The organism is Sphingomonas oligophenolica (assembly GCF_039522915.1).
Classification (GTDB): Bacteria; Pseudomonadota; Alphaproteobacteria; order Sphingomonadales; family Sphingomonadaceae; genus Sphingomonas; species Sphingomonas oligophenolica.
Genome location: NZ_BAAAEH010000022.1, coordinates 54,328 through 69,599 on the forward strand (window position 1 = coordinate 54,328; position 15,272 = coordinate 69,599).

Annotated in this window: 21 protein-coding genes; 15 read left to right on the forward strand and 6 right to left on the reverse strand. The window is 65.2% G+C overall.

The window, feature by feature from the left end; translation table 11 throughout:
* The 3 genes from ABD050_RS11505 to ABD050_RS11515 form a co-directional block, all read right to left on the reverse strand.
* Positions 1 to 1,290, reverse strand: coding sequence for a homoserine dehydrogenase (locus tag ABD050_RS11505; RefSeq protein WP_343889480.1), 1,290 nt, complete (start codon positions 1,288 to 1,290; stop codon positions 1 to 3).
* A 138-nt stretch (positions 1,291 to 1,428) separates the two neighbouring features.
* Complete coding sequence (locus tag ABD050_RS11510; RefSeq protein ID WP_343889481.1) at positions 1,429 to 2,382, reverse strand: isopenicillin N synthase family dioxygenase; 954 nt, start codon at positions 2,380 to 2,382, stop codon at positions 1,429 to 1,431.
* Positions 2,383 to 2,451: 69 nt separating this feature from the next.
* On the reverse strand, positions 2,452 to 2,967 hold the full coding sequence (locus tag ABD050_RS11515) for a hypothetical protein (protein ID WP_343889482.1): 516 nt from the start codon (positions 2,965 to 2,967) through the stop codon (positions 2,452 to 2,454).
* 117 nt (positions 2,968 to 3,084) lie between these two features.
* Here ABD050_RS11515 and ABD050_RS11520 point away from each other — a divergent pair, with 117 nt between their 5' ends.
* The 6 genes from ABD050_RS11520 to ABD050_RS11545 all read left to right on the forward strand — a co-directional run bounded on the left by ABD050_RS11520 (position 3,085) and on the right by ABD050_RS11545 (position 7,086).
* Positions 3,085 to 4,311, forward strand: a complete 1,227-nt coding sequence (locus ABD050_RS11520) for a multidrug effflux MFS transporter (protein WP_343889483.1) — start codon at positions 3,085 to 3,087, stop codon at positions 4,309 to 4,311.
* A 137-nt stretch (positions 4,312 to 4,448) separates the two neighbouring features.
* The gene (locus ABD050_RS11525) at positions 4,449 to 4,784 is read left to right on the forward strand and encodes a DNA primase (RefSeq protein WP_343889638.1); all 336 of its coding nucleotides are present in this window, start codon (positions 4,449 to 4,451) and stop codon (positions 4,782 to 4,784) included.
* 83 nt (positions 4,785 to 4,867) lie between these two features.
* Positions 4,868 to 5,464 (forward strand): YdeI/OmpD-associated family protein, encoded by a 597-nt coding sequence (locus ABD050_RS11530; RefSeq protein WP_343889484.1) that lies wholly within the window; start codon positions 4,868 to 4,870, stop codon positions 5,462 to 5,464.
* A gap of 81 nt (positions 5,465 to 5,545) precedes the next feature.
* Complete coding sequence (locus ABD050_RS11535; protein WP_343889485.1) at positions 5,546 to 5,989, forward strand: ExbD/TolR family protein; 444 nt, start codon at positions 5,546 to 5,548, stop codon at positions 5,987 to 5,989.
* A gap of 68 nt (positions 5,990 to 6,057) precedes the next feature.
* Positions 6,058 to 6,723 (forward strand): hypothetical protein, encoded by a 666-nt coding sequence (locus tag ABD050_RS11540; protein ID WP_343889486.1) that lies wholly within the window; start codon positions 6,058 to 6,060, stop codon positions 6,721 to 6,723.
* A 27-nt stretch (positions 6,724 to 6,750) separates the two neighbouring features.
* Positions 6,751 to 7,086 (forward strand): DMT family protein, encoded by a 336-nt coding sequence (locus tag ABD050_RS11545; RefSeq protein WP_343889487.1) that lies wholly within the window; start codon positions 6,751 to 6,753, stop codon positions 7,084 to 7,086.
* Here ABD050_RS11545 and ABD050_RS11550 read toward each other — a convergent pair.
* Positions 7,083 to 7,313, reverse strand: a complete 231-nt coding sequence (locus ABD050_RS11550; RefSeq protein WP_343889488.1) for a hypothetical protein — start codon at positions 7,311 to 7,313, stop codon at positions 7,083 to 7,085. The two genes, ABD050_RS11545 and ABD050_RS11550, sit on opposite strands and share 4 nt — an antisense overlap.
* Before the next feature lie 71 nt (positions 7,314 to 7,384).
* Positions 7,385 to 7,570, reverse strand: a complete 186-nt coding sequence (locus ABD050_RS11555) for a hypothetical protein (protein WP_343889489.1) — start codon at positions 7,568 to 7,570, stop codon at positions 7,385 to 7,387.
* Positions 7,571 to 7,641: 71 nt separating this feature from the next.
* On the opposite strand from ABD050_RS11555, the gene ABD050_RS11560 reads away from it, so the two are divergent.
* Complete coding sequence (locus tag ABD050_RS11560) at positions 7,642 to 8,349, forward strand: Crp/Fnr family transcriptional regulator (RefSeq protein ID WP_343889490.1); 708 nt, start codon at positions 7,642 to 7,644, stop codon at positions 8,347 to 8,349.
* A gap of 77 nt (positions 8,350 to 8,426) precedes the next feature.
* On the opposite strand, the gene ABD050_RS11565 is transcribed toward ABD050_RS11560, so the two are convergent.
* A complete protein-coding gene (locus ABD050_RS11565) occupies positions 8,427 to 9,107 on the reverse strand; it encodes an RBBP9/YdeN family alpha/beta hydrolase (RefSeq protein ID WP_343889491.1) in 681 nt (226 codons plus the stop codon).
* Between the two features lie 259 nt (positions 9,108 to 9,366).
* Between ABD050_RS11565 and ABD050_RS11570 the strand changes: the two genes are divergently transcribed.
* From ABD050_RS11570 to ABD050_RS11605, 8 genes are all read left to right on the forward strand, one after another.
* Positions 9,367 to 10,125, forward strand: a complete 759-nt coding sequence (locus ABD050_RS11570) for a TlyA family RNA methyltransferase (protein WP_343889492.1) — start codon at positions 9,367 to 9,369, stop codon at positions 10,123 to 10,125.
* 125 nt (positions 10,126 to 10,250) lie between these two features.
* Positions 10,251 to 10,805, forward strand: a complete 555-nt coding sequence (locus tag ABD050_RS11575) for a TspO/MBR family protein (protein WP_343889493.1) — start codon at positions 10,251 to 10,253, stop codon at positions 10,803 to 10,805.
* Positions 10,806 to 10,829: 24 nt separating this feature from the next.
* Positions 10,830 to 11,108 carry an accessory factor UbiK family protein gene (locus ABD050_RS11580; protein WP_343889494.1) on the forward strand — a complete coding sequence of 93 codons (279 nt, stop codon included), beginning with the start codon at positions 10,830 to 10,832 and terminating at the stop codon, positions 11,106 to 11,108.
* 112 nt (positions 11,109 to 11,220) lie between these two features.
* Complete coding sequence (locus tag ABD050_RS11585) at positions 11,221 to 11,721, forward strand: type III secretion system chaperone family protein (protein ID WP_343889639.1); 501 nt, start codon at positions 11,221 to 11,223, stop codon at positions 11,719 to 11,721.
* On the forward strand, positions 11,718 to 12,518 hold the full coding sequence (locus ABD050_RS11590; RefSeq protein ID WP_343889495.1) for a pyrroline-5-carboxylate reductase family protein: 801 nt from the start codon (positions 11,718 to 11,720) through the stop codon (positions 12,516 to 12,518). The genes ABD050_RS11585 and ABD050_RS11590 overlap by 4 nt, the downstream gene beginning before the upstream one ends.
* 171 nt (positions 12,519 to 12,689) lie before the next feature.
* Positions 12,690 to 13,943, forward strand: a complete 1,254-nt coding sequence (locus tag ABD050_RS11595; RefSeq protein WP_343889496.1) for a nucleotidyltransferase domain-containing protein — start codon at positions 12,690 to 12,692, stop codon at positions 13,941 to 13,943.
* Positions 13,940 to 14,989 (forward strand): 50S ribosomal protein L11 methyltransferase, encoded by a 1,050-nt coding sequence (locus ABD050_RS11600; RefSeq protein ID WP_343889497.1) that lies wholly within the window; start codon positions 13,940 to 13,942, stop codon positions 14,987 to 14,989. Before ABD050_RS11595 ends, ABD050_RS11600 begins: the two co-directional genes overlap by 4 nt.
* A 74-nt stretch (positions 14,990 to 15,063) precedes the next feature.
* Positions 15,064 to 15,216: a hypothetical protein gene (locus ABD050_RS11605; RefSeq protein ID WP_343889498.1), complete on the forward strand. Its 153-nt coding sequence runs from the start codon at positions 15,064 to 15,066 to the stop codon at positions 15,214 to 15,216.
* Positions 15,217 to 15,272: the final 56 nt, after the last annotated feature.

Consider the following 15,272-nt stretch of genomic DNA (forward strand, 5'->3'; position numbering starts at 1 on the left):
TCACGCGAGAATGTGCATCCACATCGGCTGACCGGCCAGGCTCTGCGATCCACGCAGCTTCTCGAGCGCCTGTGCGACTGAGCGTTCGGGCCCCTCATGGGTAACGATCGCGACGAGCACGGTGCCGTCAGCCATGGCGCCGCGCTGCATCAGGCTCTCGATCGACACGCCGGCGTCGCGCATCGCCGCCGCGATCTCGGCCAGGACGCCTACCTTGTCGGCGACCGTGAAGCGCACATAGGCGCGGCCGCGACGCTCGCCGGTGTCGGCGGGTGTCGGAGTCGCAAGAGCATCGACCGGCATCGCATAGGCCGGACCGAACTCGCCGCGCGCGATGTCGATCAGGTCGGCGACCACCGCCGAGGCGGTCGGGCCATCGCCCGCGCCCGCGCCCTGGAACAGCAGCCGGCCGACGAAATTGCCCTCGGCCACCACCGCGTTGGTCGCGCCGGTGACGTGCGCGAGCGGATGGCTGGTCGGCACGAGATGCGGATGGACCCGCTGGAACAGGCCGCCGGCATTGTCCTCGGCGATGCCGAGCAGGCGGATTCGATAGCCGAGCGCCGCCGCTTCGGCGATGTCGGCGGCGAGCAGGTGGCGGATGCCGTCGGTCGCGACATCGGCAAAGGCGGGTCGGGTGCCGAAGGCTAGGCTGGCGAGGATCGACAGCTTGTGCGCTGCATCGACCCCGTCGATGTCGAAGCTCGGATCAGCCTCGGCGAAGCCGAGCGCCTGCGCCTCGGCGAGCACCTCGGCGAAGTCGCGGCCTTCTTCCTCCATCTTGGTCAGGATGAAATTGCAGGTGCCGTTGAGGATACCGTAAACCCGCGCGATCTCGTTCGCCGCAGCGCCCTCGCGCAGCCCCTTGATGACCGGGATGCCGCCCGCGACCGCAGCCTCGAATTTGAGCGCCACCTTGGCCGCTTCGGCCGCCCGGGCGAGCTCGAGGCCGTGATGCGCGAGCATCGCCTTGTTGGCGGTGACGAGGCTCTTGCCGTTGGCGAGCGTGGCGCGGGCCAGCGCAAGCGCGGGCCCGTCCGAGCCGCCGACCAGCTCGACGACGACATCGGCGTCCTCGTGATGGGCAAGCGCATTGGTGTCGTCGACCCACTCGAACCGGCTTATATCCACGCCGCGATCCTTGGCGCGGTCACGCGCCGAGATCGCGACGATCTCGATCGGACGGCCTGCCCGCCGGGCGATCAGCGCGCCGTTCGCGCCGATCAGCCGGATCACGCCGCCGCCGACGGTACCGAGCCCGGCAAGGGCAACGCGGAGAGGTTTGGTCATTCGAATTCCACCTTCGTCACCCCGGACTTGTTCCGGGGTCCATCGATCGGCGAGCGCGCAAGGCTCATTGTCTCGCGCCGTCGCCATGGCTGCGCTAGCGGAGGAAGGGATGCCGGAACAAGTCCGGCATGACGGAATCTATTTCTTCACCAGTCCGATTTCGACGAGCCGCTCATGGAGATAGTCATGCGCGGTGATCGGCACCGGATAGCGGTTGGGGTTTTCCGCGGTGATGCACCCCGGCAACGTCTCGATCAGGAAATCGGGCGCCGGATGGAGGAAGAAGGGCATCGAATAGCGCGAATGGCCGCGCCGCTCGGGCGGCGGGTTGACCACGCGGTGAGTCGTCGAGGGCAGGACATGGTTGGTCAGGCGCTGGAGCATGTCGCCGACATTGACGACCATCGCGCCGTCCGGCGGGCGGATCGCGAGCCACTTGCCGTCCCGGTCGAGCAGTTCGAGCCCAGCTTCCTCGGCGCCGAGCAGCAGGGTGATGAGGTTGATATCCTCATGCGCGCCGGCGCGGACGCCCTCGGCATCGGCCGGGATTGGCGGATAGTGAAGGAGGCGCAGGATGGAGTTGCCGTCCTCCACGGCATGATCGAACCAGTTGGGCGCGAGCTTCAGGTGGCGCGCGATCGCCGAGAGCAGGCGGTCGCCGGCACGATCGAACGCCTCGAACAATTCGAGGAAAACCGATTGGAACCCCTCGGGCCGGGTCGGCCAGATATTCGCCGGCATGTCGGCGGCGAAGCGATGGCCGGCCGGCAGCTCACGGCCGACATGCCAGAATTCCTTCAGGTCGACATGCTTAGCATCCTTGGCGATCTCCGTCTTGAACGGGGTGTAACCGCGCTGGCCGCCGCCCGCCGGGGTGAAATAGCTGCGCTTTTCCTCCTCGGACAGCCCGAACAACGCAGCGGTTTCGGCCCAGGCGCGATCGATCAGGTCCTGCGGCACGCCGTGATCGGCGATGACCGCGAAGCCGAAGCGTTCGAACGAGCCGCCAAGCGCTGCGGCAAAGGCCTCGGGGTCAGCCGCCTCGTCCTTCAGCGATAAGGCCGGCACCTGGGCGGCGGGGGTATCGAGCATCGGCTTGTTCCGTACGCATGTTTCCACAAGCACTGAAGCATAGACCCCGCCGCCCACCGCGTACAAGGTTCAGCTGACGGTGATCGTGCCCTTCGACTTGTCGGCGCCGTCGGGTGCGAGATCGAGTTTGAACGGCTTCTTCTCGTTGGTGGTGCCGGTCAGGCCGCTGCCGCTGGCTGAAAGGGTGAAGCCCGCGGCGCTCAGCTTCTGCATGTACCAGTCGCGAACGGTGGCGGGCGCCGCCGGGCTGGCGAAGCTGATCCGCACGGTGCCGCTGTCGTCGTCCTTGCCCGGCTTGCCGCCGTCATGCGCGTCGATGTTCATCGCCGAGATGGTCGAGCCGGGATAGAGATGCACCCCGTTCATGTCGAAGTCGCTCGCGCCCAGATGCAGCTTGGGCAGGTTGATCTTGCCGGAGAAGCCCGGCGTGTCGATCGACAGGGCGCCCGAATTGCCGTTGAGGTCAGCGACGACATTGCCGTCGCTGTCGGTTGAGTTGATCGAGATGGAGGTGCCGCCCTTCGAACCGTCACAGGCGCTGAGCGTGGCGGCGAGGACAACAGCGGCGGCCAGGGGGCGAAGCATCCACATCTCCATGGTGAATTAGATGTGTAATACACTAGGGGTCGAGCCTCGCCGGGTCAAGCTTTTCCACGGTGCCGGGGGGTGACCTTTGATTCCGCATCTGCGAAGGGCACCGCGATGACCGTGCAGCCCCGTCTCGAATCTGCCAACAAGGCGCCGTTCGGTTTTCACGAGTTCGTGTTGCTGGTCGCCTCTCTCATGGCGCTCGGCGCGATCGGTGTCGACACCATGCTTCCGGCGCTACCTGCGATCGGCGCGCAGCTCCATGTCGCGACTGAAAATGAGCGGCAATTCGTGATCTCGGTCTATCTGATCGGGCTTGGCGCCGGTCAGTTGCTTCACGGCCCGCTGGCCGACCGTTTCGGGCGCCGCCCGGTGATGATGGCCGCTCTGGTCGCTTACGGCATCGCCAATGCCATCGCTGCCTTCTCGGCCAGCTTTCCGCTGCTGCTCGCGGTGCGGTTGCTCGGTGGCTTTTCGGTCGCCGCGACGCGGGTGGTGACGATCGCCATCGTGCGCGATTGCTATTCGGGCCGGCCGATGGCGCGGGTGATGAGCCTCTCGACCATCGTGTTCATGATCGCACCGGTCCTCGCGCCCACGCTCGGGCAGGGCATCCTGTTGTTCGGGTCGTGGCGCCTGATCTTCGGGGTGATCGCGATCCTGACGGCGATCGTGATCTTCTGGTTCAGCACGCGGATGCCCGAGACGCTGGCGGGTGAACTCAGGCCCTTCTCGGTCGGGCGGTTGCTGCAGGGCTACCGCACCACGATCACCAATCGCTGGTCGCTTGGCTATGGCCTCGCGGCGACGGCGCTGCAGGGCGCGCTGTTCGGTTATATCACCTCGGTCCAGCAGATCGTCACCAGCGTGTTTCACGCGGGCAAGGAGCTCAACCTGGTGTTCGCCGGCACCGCCGGCATGATGGCGGCGGCAAACCTGCTCAACTCGCGGGTGGTCATGCGGCTCGGGTCGCGCTTCCTGTCGCACACAGCCTTGGTCACCATGATCGCGATCGCGGCGATCAACCTGCTGATCCGGTCGCTCGGCGGCGAATCGCTGCTGGTCTTCGTCGTGCTGCAGGCGTTCACCATGGGCTGTTTCGGCCTGGCGATCTCCAATTTCGGCGCAATGGCGATGCAGGATATGGGGGATATCGCCGGCACTGCCTCGAGCGTGCAGGGTTTCTGCAGCGTTACCCTGGGTGCGCTGATCGGCACCTTTATCGGCCAGTCGTTCGCGGGGACGACAGTGCCGCTCCACATGGGTTTTCTCTGCTGCGGGCTGATCGCTCTCGTGATAGTAGCGGTTACCGAACCCGGGCGGATGTTTCGGCCGCACTGACGCGAAGGAGCGCCCCGGCGCCTCAGTGATTGAGCGCAGGGTTGCCCATTCGTCGCAAAGCAGCGGAACCGTCGCCCCTGTCCGCCGTTCGCCCAGTGAATACCGCGATCCGCGGCCGAAGGAGGCGTGACATGACGATGGGTGGCTATCAGGTGCCCGGCGAAGGCCCGGGCGACGACGGATTCGACGAAGAAGGCTATGATGAGAGCCAGCGCGCCGAAATCCTCGAGGTGACGCGCGACGGGCCGAGCGACGGCACGATCCTGACTGATCTCACCCCCGACCTCGGCAATGACGACGATGAGGACGAAGACGACCTCGAAATGGAGAGCGATGAACTCGGCGAGGAAGACGATGACGCCGACGAGGATGAGGACGATCTCACCGAGGACGAGGTGCAGGACGATCTCGACGACGACGATGTCGACGAAGATGATCTCAGCGATGCCGACGACGCTGCGCTGAGGCCCTGAACGCCACGAGCGGGGGCGCCGGGGCGGATTGACCGCCCCGGGCGGCCCTGCATAGGATCGCAGGCTGAGCAGGAGTTTCCGCCATGCCGAGCGATCCCCGCATCGATGCCTATATCGAACGTCAGGCCGATTTCGCCAAGCCGATCCTGAAGCATATCCGCGAGCGCGTCCACGCCGCCTGTCCCGAGGTGGTCGAAACGGTGAAGTGGAGCCGGCCGTTCTTCGAATATCGCGGCCAATCGCTCGCGATCATGTCCGGCTTCAAGGCGCATGCGAGTTTCGGTTTCTGGCGCCGCGATGCCCTGGCGACCGGGCTTGAAGGCGAAGCGATGGGGCAATTCGGGCGGCTGACCTCGGTCGATGATCTTCCCGGCAATGCCGAGTTTGATCGTCTCGTGCGCGAGGCGATGGCGCTGGTTGATGCCGGGGACGGCGCGATCAGGCGAAAGCCAAGGGTGGCCAAGCCGGAGGCGGCGGTGCCGGAGGATCTTGCCGAGGCGCTGGCGCGGGACGACGCGGCGGCGGCGACCTTCAACGCCTTTCCGCCGAGCTGTCGCCGCGAATATTGCGAATGGGTGGGAGAAGCCAAGCGACCCGAGACCCGGACGAAGCGCGTCCGGGAAACGATCGCGCTGTTGCGCGAGGGCAAGCGGCGGAACTGGAAATACGAAAGCAACTGAGCCGGTAATGCGTTGAATTGGTTCTTGCGGCGCACTCTTCTCATGATATGGTGTAACGTCACCACTTCAAGGGAGGACATGATGAGCGCACGAGCAATTGCTTTCCCGCGGCCACGCACCCCGGACTATGAGCCCTTTGCCTCAATGAACATCACGCCGCTGATCGACGTGATGCTGGTGCTGCTGGTGATGATGATCCTCTCGATCCCGATGATGACTCACAAGGTTCCGCTTGATCTGCCGCAGCCCGGCAAACCGACTTCCGATCGCCCGGTAATTCACCTGATCGATCTCGACGCCGCCGGCACGCTCGCCTGGGACGGCGCGCCGATCGATGCGGCGACCCTGCAATCGCGTCTCGCCGCGGTGCGATCCGATCCCGATACGGAGATTCAGATCCGCGCCGATGCGGCCGCGCGCTATGAGCGGTTCGATCAGACCCTCGCCGTGATCGAACGCTCGGGCATCACCAAGCTCGGCTTCATCGGCAATGAGCGCTTCAAGGATTTCGATGCGGGCAAATAGCGGCGGGCGGAACGTTGCGGGGGCGCCCTGCGTTGGGGCGCTCCTGCCGTAAGTGAAAGAGCCTATCCGTGCGTCATCTCGCTGCGTTCTCGTTGTTGCTGGTGGCGGGTTGCTCTTCCGGCACCGTCGTTCCCGCGAACACTAGCGTCGATATCAACGCCGCGGCGGTGGAGGCGCAGGGAAGCGTCGATGCCTATGCTGCCAATTCGGCGGTGGACAATACGATGCCAGTCTCGGCGCCCACGCCCGTTCCAGCCTCGAGTCCGCCGCCCTTGACGCCCCCGGCGCCAGGCACGCCCGGCGGATTGCCGGACGACCGTTCGCCCGTGTCCGAGGCGCCCTTTACGGCGGATAGCGCACAGGGCGCGGCCGATGTGGTGCAGCATTATTATGCGCTGCTGACTGAAGGAAAATACAGCCAGGCGCGTCTGTTATGGGCAGATGACGGCAAGGCGTCAGGTTCGGACGCTGCCGGGTTCGCCGCCCGGTTTGCCAAATACAGCGAATATCATGCCAATATCGGCGCGCCGGGCGATGTCGATGCAGGCGCCGGACAGCGCTACGTGACGGTGCCGGTGCAAGTTTATGCCCGTCTCAAACAAGGCGGCGGGGGCGAATATCAGATCGGCAGCGTCACGCTCCACCGCACGGCCGATATCGACGGCGCGGCCGCCGCGCAGAAAAGCTGGCACATCCGCAGCATCGACTTGAAGCCGGCGCCTGCAAAGCCATAAGTCGGCGCCTGGCCTGAAGGGCGATCGATGCCGACACTGTTTCTCCTGATTGCGTCCAACTGCTTCATGACGATCGCTTGGTACTGGCATCTGAAGGGCGGGATGTCGAAGCCGCTGATCGTGGTGATTTTGATCAGCTGGGCCATTGCCCTGTTCGAATATTGCCTCGCGGTGCCGGCGAACCGGCTCGGCTATGCCTCGGGCTGGAGCGGCGGGCAGCTGAAGATCGCGCAGGAAGTGATCACGCTGGTGGTGTTCGGGGTGTTCATGGTGACGGTGCTGGGCGAGCCGATCGGCTGGCGCCATCTCGGTGCCTTTCTGTGCCTGATCGGCGCAGCCACCTTCATGTTCGCCGGGCGTTAATTGCCGTTCATCACGCTCGCCAGGATCGCGAGGTCGCTGTTCTGGACTGCCTCGCCGGTCGCGTCGGTCTCGGCAGGCGCGGATGCGTTCGCCTGGGCAATCGCGTTCGTCGACGCATCGGTCTTGCGGGCGGGGGCGTAGCCGGCGACATCAGCCGCGGTCCACAGGATTCCTGCGGCCCAGATCAGCGCCGACCAGCGGCTGCGAAAGAGCTTGGCATAAGGCATCGGCGAACTTTGCCGCCATTCTGGTTAAGGCCGTCCTCGGCGAGATGGTAAATACGCGCAAGTCGGCAGGTCTATTTCCGCCGCCCCTTGTTCTTGAGCTGACGGTGCGCCTTGGTAGCCGCTGACGCCATTGCCGCGGCCGATTTGGCTGCCGCTTCGGCGGTGAAGGAGACGGCAAGGCCGGCCGGGCCGTCGAGCATCACCTCTCCCTGTTCTGCCGTCGCCTCGGTTGGCGTATTGTGGGGCTGGCCGGACATGCTACTATCTACCTGTGTCGAATAGGCAAAAACGCGAGCGGGCCGCGCACGGTTCCCGGGTCTGAGCATTTATGTATACGCGATTCTTCCTGCAGACTCACCGTGTTCCCAAGCTCAGCGAGGCTGAAGCCGCTTCCCTCGAAGCGTCTGTGTCGCGCACCGTCGAGTATCGGGCGAAGCAGGTCATCGTCCGTCAGCAGGTGCCGCTGACTCAGTGCACCTTGCTGCTCGAAGGGTTCATCGAGCGCTTCAAGGACACGCCGGAGGGGCGACGGCAGATCCTCGCCATTCATGTCCCCGGCGATTTCGTCGATCTGCACAGCTATCCGCTCAAGCGTCTCGAACATTCAGTCGCGGCGCTGACTCCGGTCAAGGTAGCGCTGTTTCCTCATCCTGCGATCCGAGGCCTGACCGAGCAGTCGCCTACGCTGACCGAGCTGTTGTGGCGCTCGACGCTGATCGACGCGGCGATCAACCGCGAATGGATCGTCTCGATCGGCGCGCGCTCGGCGGCGGTGCGCATGGCGCACCTGTTCTGCGAGATGTACCTGCGGCTCGAGCGGATCGGGCTGACGGAGGGCTTGCGCTTCTCGCTGCCGCTCACCCAGATCGACCTCGCCGACGCCACCGGGCTGACGGCCGTGCATGCGAACCGCATGCTCCGGCAGCTGCGCGAACAGGGCCTCGTTGAATTCCGGCAGGGCGTGGTGACCATCCTGGATTGGGATGCATTGCGCAGCTTCGGCGATTTCGACCCGGGCTATCTGTTCTTCGATTGAGATAGACGCAGTCGCCCTCCTTCCTCTGCCAAGGGATAGGAAAGGAGTGCCGGCCATCAATCCTGCCGCCGTCGATCCTAAAACCCCTTGCTACCGAGATAATGCGCCTGCGCCGCATCAGTCGCGTTGATCGCGAGGATAGACCGCGCGTCGCCGGGTGCGCGGGGCCGGCCCTTGCGGTCGCCCGCCGCATGGATGACCCGCTCGAGCAATTCCTGCCCTTCGCTCCACCAGCCGATCCCGCTTGCCGCATTGAGATGCCCCTGCGCGCCCGCGTCGACGAAATGACTGCCCCAGGTGGCCGCGAGGCTGTGCGCGCGGTCAAGCGCGATCCAGGGATCGTCGCTGCTGGCGACGAGAATCGACGGGAAGGGAAGGGGAACAGCGGGCGCGGGTCTGAATGCCTTGAGATCGTCATGGGCATCTGGCCGGTCGACATCGGCAGGCGCAACGAGCAGCGCGCCGGCGACCGGCCAGCCATAGGGCTGGCGAGTCAGTTCGGCCCACCAGGCGACGGCGAGGCAGCCAAGGCTGTGCGCCGCCAGGATCACCGGCGCCTGCGCGGCGCGGATCGCCTGGTCGAGCTTGGTCACCCAGGCATTGCGATGCGGCGTGGTCCACATGCCGAGCTCGACGCGGACCGTGTCGGGGCGGGCGCTCTCCCAAAGGGTCTGCCAGTGCGAAGGTCCCGATCCACCCAATCCGGGGACGGTGAGGATCGTGGGCTGGGCCGGATCGTGTGGTGAAAAACTTCCCATCGTCGATCTCCTGTGAGGCAAGGAGACGTGGCCGCTCGAAGCTCTAGGGGGACGCCGCGCGACCACGCCTCCCGACCGTCAACATATTCCTACTAATCTAATGGACAATAGCGCGTGCGGCGGATTGCGTGCCGGATGCGACGGGCCGAAACGGCCGCTTCACTGGTCGCGCAAGAAGGCGGTTTCACCGCGCCCCTGCATGGGCCGGAAGCGTTCGACTAAGGCTATGCCGCCGCGACTCGGCTTGGTAGGGCAGGCAATGCCCAAGCTTCGCGCTGACCAGTTGCTCGTCGATCGCGGCCTCGTCGAGAGCCGGACGCGGGCGCAGGCGCTGATCATGGCCGGGCTGGTATTCCTCGGCGACCGCAAGATCGACAAGCCGGGCCAGGCGGTTCCCGACGATGCGCTGCTCGACATACGCGGGCGCGATCATCCCTGGGTGTCGCGCGGTGGCATCAAGCTGGCGCATGGGCTCGATCATTTCGGCTGGGACGTGACCGGGGCGGTCGCGATCGACGTCGGGTCGTCGACCGGCGGATTCACTGATGTGCTGCTGACGCGTGGCGCGGCGCGGGTCTATGCGGTCGACAGCGGCACCAACCAGCTCGCGTGGAAGCTGCGTCAGGACAGCCGGGTCATCGTCCATGAACAGACCAGCGCGCGGGTCCTGACACCAGCGCATATTCCCGAGCCGGTCGATCTGATCGTGTGCGATGCGAGTTTCATCGGCCTCGCCAAGGTGCTCGAAGTGCCGATGGGTTTCGCCAAGCCGGGCGCGCGGCTGATGGCGCTGGTGAAGCCGCAATTCGAGGCTGGCCGGGCCGAGGTCGGCAAGGGCGGGGTGGTACGCGATCCGCAGGTCCATGCGCGGGTGTGCGCCGAGGTCGCTGCCTGGGTCGAAAGCCGGGGGTGGCGGGTGGAGGGCGTGGTCGAGAGCCCGATCACCGGACCCGAGGGCAATGTAGAATTCCTGCTCGCGGCGACCCGGGATGGAACGAATAGCGTCAATCAGCCCTGAATGGGCGGTCGCAGGCGCGAAATTTAACCAAACATTGGCATTCGGGTTAATCTATAGCAGGATCGGTGCTTTATTCGGTCGCGCCGCCGCCGCAGCTGACCGAACGAACGGGAAGGCGTAAAGCTTTGAGGGAAATCGCATCGAAACAGCAGCTGAGGCTGGCGTTCCTGCGCTGGGCCGTCGTCACGGTGCCGTTCATCCTGCTGCTGGGCTTCACTTCGGCACGGCTGGCGCCGACCGGAAGCCAGAGCAGCTGGTATCGCGCGCTGACCAAGCCCGCCGAGACGCCGCCGGACTGGGCATTTCCGGTCGCCTGGACGACGATCTACATTCTGCTCGGCCTTGCTCTTGCGATGATCATCCATGCGCGGGGCTCGAGGCTGCGCGGGCCGGCGATCATATTGTTCTCGGTGCAGATGGTCGCGAACCTGATCTGGTCGCCGTTATTCTTCGGCATGCACCAGGTATTCTGGTCGCTGGTGACGATCGGCGTGATGTTCGTGCTCGCCTTGGCGACGACGATCGTCTTCGGGCGAATCCGCGCCGGTGCTGCATGGCTGATGGTGCCGTATCTGGCCTGGCTGGCTTATGCCGGGATGCTCACTTACAGGATCGCCGAACTCAACCCGGGGGCGGAAACGCTACTTGCGCCATCCTCTTCGACCACCCAGATCATCTAGTCTGGCCATTTGCAGGATATTCCGATGCAATCCGACAACAAGATTTTCGACGATTTCGCGAAGTTCGTGAACGGTGCGGCGGGCACGCTGGCCGGCATGGGCCGCGAGGCCGAAGCGGGTGCCCGCGCCCGGGCCAAGGAGTGGATCGGCGGGCTTGATTTCGTCAGCCGCGACGAGTTCGAGGCAGTCAAGGCGATGGCGGCGGCGGCGCGCGACGACGCGGATGCGCTCCGCGCGCGGCTCGATATACTCGAAGGCAAGGCCAAGGCAGCCGCGCCGAAGAAACCCAAGGCAGGAGCCTGACAATCTTTTCCACAGTTTTTTCTACAGGCTTTTCCACCGTGCGCTTGTGCGCGGCAGCCCATCAAGGCACCACATCCGGTATCCTGATGGCCGCGCCGGGAGGCATGATGTGATGCTCGACGAAGCCGATTACGAACGCGACGACGCAGCGCCGATCGACATGCTCGAAAGCTATTTCGCTGCGCACGGCTGGGAGCATGAGCGCCAGGACGATGAAGTCATCGCCAAGGTCAAGGGCAGCTGGACTCAATATGAGCTGCGCGCGCTGTGGCGCGACGAAGACAGTGTCATTCAGTTCCTCGCCTTTCCCGATATCCGAGTCACAGACGAGCGCCGCTCCGCGATCTACGAAGCGATCGGGCTGATCAACGAACAGCTCTGGGTCGGGCATTTCGAGCTCTGGTCGTCGAGCGGCATCCTGCTCTATCGCCACGCCGCAATGATCGAGGGTGAGGGCGGCACCATGTCACTCGGCGCGGCTGAGTTGCTGGTGGAATCGGCGATCGACGAGTGCGAGCGCTTCTATCCCGTGTTCCAGTTCGTGCTCTGGGGCGGCAAGACTCCGAAGGAAGCCCTTGCCGCGGCGATGACCGAGACCCAGGGCGAGGCGTGAGCCTCACGCGCCTCTGGCTGATCGGCTGCGGTAACATGGGCGGCGCGATGCTGCGCCGCTGGATCGACAGCGGCGTGGTCGCTGCCGATCGGGTCGATGTCGTCAACCGCACGGATCGCGCTCTTCCACAGGGCGTTCGCCAGGCGCGCGATCTGCCGGAGGGGCCGCTTCCGGACGTGGTGATGCTGGCCATGAAGCCGCAGCAGCTCGACGAGATCGCGGCCCGCCATGCGGCGCGACTGGCCGGCGTGCCGGCGCTTGTGTCGGTTCTCGCCGGGGTCGAGGAGGAGCCGCTTGCCCGGCGATTCGAGGTGGGCGCGATCATCCGCGCTATGCCCAACCTGCCGGTCGGGATCGGCCGCGGCGTGGTTGCCCTGAATTCCCGCTCTGCCGACAGTGCGACCCGCGACGCGGTCGCCGCGCTGATGGCGCCGCTCGGGCTGGTCGAATGGATTGCGGACGCGGCATTGTTCGATCTCGTCACTGCACTTGCCGGGAGCGGGCCGGGGTTCCTCTACCGCTTCATCGATGCGCTTGCCGCTGCGGGCGCCGAACTCGGCCTGCCGGCTGATCAGGCGGCGCGCCTTGCGATCGCGACGGTCGAGGGATCAGCGATGCTTGCCGCTGCCTCCGGCATGTCGCCGGGCGCGCTTGCCGATCAGGTGGCAAGCCCCGGCGGCTCGACCCGCAAGGGCCTCGACGTGCTTGATCAGGGCGATGCGCTGAAAATCCTGCTGCGCGAAACGCTCGCCGCCGCGACCCGCCGCAATGCCGAGATGGCCGCCGCGGCGCGCTAAAAATCCAGGGAGACGTGTCGCGGGCTGCGATCGCCCAACCGTGCTCGGCATGGATGGGATATACCCGACGGTCAAAGAAAGGCACAGCTGGATTGCGAGCGGCAGTGGCTCACCGGTGCGTCTTTTGGAGTGTTCGGAACTTGGGAAAAAATATCTCAACAGGGGGCTGGCGTGATCACCGCTGGCGGGCTTGATCCGATCACGTTGCCGGTGGAAGCACGGCTTCTGCTCGCCTGCGCGCTTCACAATGCTCTGGTTTCGCCTCGCCAACTGAGGAGCCTTGCCAGCGAGGTTCGCGACTGGCCTGCCGTGGTGCGGCAGGCGACCCACCATTTGTCGCTCCCGGTGCTACGGGAGCGGCTATCCGAGATCGAAGACTGCGTGCCCTCCGAGATAATGGCGGAACTCGACCGCGCCGTGATTGTGGCGACCGCCCACAACCTTCAGCTCAGCGCGATCGCCGTCGAGTTGAATCAGTCCTGGTTTCAGCCAAAGCAAGTCCGTTTTGCGCTTTTCAAGGGCGTGGCCGTGGCCCAGCGTTATTATGGCTCGGTCAGCGGCCGCTCCTGCCGCGACCTCGACCTGCTGGTGAGCGCGAACGGGTTCGCGGACACGATGACTCATCTGATCGCCCAGGGGTTTCGCCTGAGCAAGCCATTCGAGCTGCCCGCCGATCCGGGGCGCCATGGGGCGCATATCGACGCGATGTGCGGTCTGAACCGGGAAATCTCGATGCGCGCGCCATCGGGCCCGATGGTCGATCTTCATCAGAGCGTTGATCTCACCGGGGCGGATTTCCCAACCGACGAGTTGCTCGAGCGCGCTGAAACGATAACGATCGCGGGCGAAACATTGCCTGTCTTCTCGACCGCCGATCTGTTCGTCTACATCTGCTACCATCACAGCCGTCATCGATGGTCGCGGCTGCACTGGATTGGCGATCTCGGCCGGATCGCGGCGGCGCCCGATTTCGATATCGCGGCGATGCGGGCCCAGGCGAAGCGGGCCGGGTTGGAGAAGCTGGTCCTCGCTTGCCTTGAAATGCCGGCGCTGCTGGTCGGTGCCGTCGCCGGGGGCTGGCCCGTCGGCCCTGGCCTCGCGGCGCGCATGACGCGGGATTGCATCAGGTTCCTCCACCCCGACAACGCAGCGCCCGAGCTCGAGCGCCACAGTCGAACCGATGATCGCCTGTTTCGTTGGCGGGACTGGTTCGCGACGACAGCGATCGAATGGCGCCAACGAGAGGGGCTGGGGCGCCGCGCCCGCGCCGTCGGGCGAAGCCTGGTACCGTCGTGGCAAGCCTATCGCGATCTGCCGCTTCCCAGGGGGCTTCGCTGGCTTTACGTGCCCTGGCGGGCGGCGGCGCATATGGTCCGCTATTTTCCGTTGCCAAAATTCGGCCGGAAGGACGGGAAACGCGGATGAGAGATCGCGCGCGGGAATTGCTCGCCATGCAGCCCATAGTCGAGGGGAAGCCAATGGCGATGCTGGCGCTGGCGCGGCAGCTGCCCGCTATCGGCCAGCGCGCGCTCGCGCTCGACATGATCAGGCGCGCGCTGGCCCTTGCGCCCAGCGATGGCGAGGTACGTGCTCTGGCCACCGAGTTGCTGAGCGACGGCGTGCACACATGGCATTTCTCGATCGTTCGGGATGAGGCGCGCAACCGGGTTTATGACACGGCGTTGCGCAACGCGATCTTTCCGGGTTGCACGGTCCTGGAGATCGGCACCGGCACCGGACTGCTCGCCATGATGGCGGCGCGGGCGGGCGCCGCGCGGGTGATCACCTGCGAGGTCGATCCGGCGGTCGCCGCCGCTGCGCGAGACAATATCGCCGTCAACGGATTCGCCGACCGGGTGACGGTGGTGAACAAGCATTCGACGAGGCTCGAGCTCGGCGATGTCGGCGGGCAGGCCGACATCCTCGTCTCCGAGATCGTCAGCAACGACCTGCTGAGCGAGGGCGCCCTCCCTGCCCATGAGGATGCGGTGCCGCGCCTGTTGAAGCCCGGCGGCGCGGTCATCCCAGTGCGTGGGCGGATCCGGATCGCTTTGATGGACGATGGCGGCGCGGCGCAACCCGACCTTGGCCTGATCGACTCGTTCGATCTCAGCGCGTTCAACAGATTGCGACGGCCTTATCGTGACATTCCGGTGGGTAGCCCTGCAATCACGTTGCGCAGCGCCGCGACTGACTTGTTCGCCTTTGATTTCGCAAATGGTCCGTGGCGGGGCGATCGCTGCGAGACACGTATCGCATCGCAAGGCGGACGAGTGACCGGCGTGGTGCAATGGATCGCGCTCGATCTGGATGATCGGGAGCACTATGAAAATCATCCCGGACCTGGCGCGGCCTCCTGCTGGGGCGCGATCTTCTGGCCGTTCGCCCGGCCAGTCATGTCCGCGCCGGGCGAATACCTCGCAATTGGCGCGTGCCACGAGCGAAATCGCGTTCGTATCTGGCTTGGTTAACCTCCTTCGGAATTGACTTGGATCGGATTCCGAGCCATCGAATATTGACTAGTAAGGCAATGCTGGATCGGCTCATGAGCGATATGAAGAACGATACACCGGCCCCCGCGGTCGAAACAGCCGACAAGCCCGAGTGGGTGAAGCCGGAGATCACTTCCTTCGCGCCGGTTCAGGCTGCGGAAGGCATCTCCTACCGGCCGAACGACGGTATCAGCAACCTTACCTGATCGACGGCGTCGTTTGAACAGTGACTGACGAACCCGGGGCGTCGGAGGCACCGGGC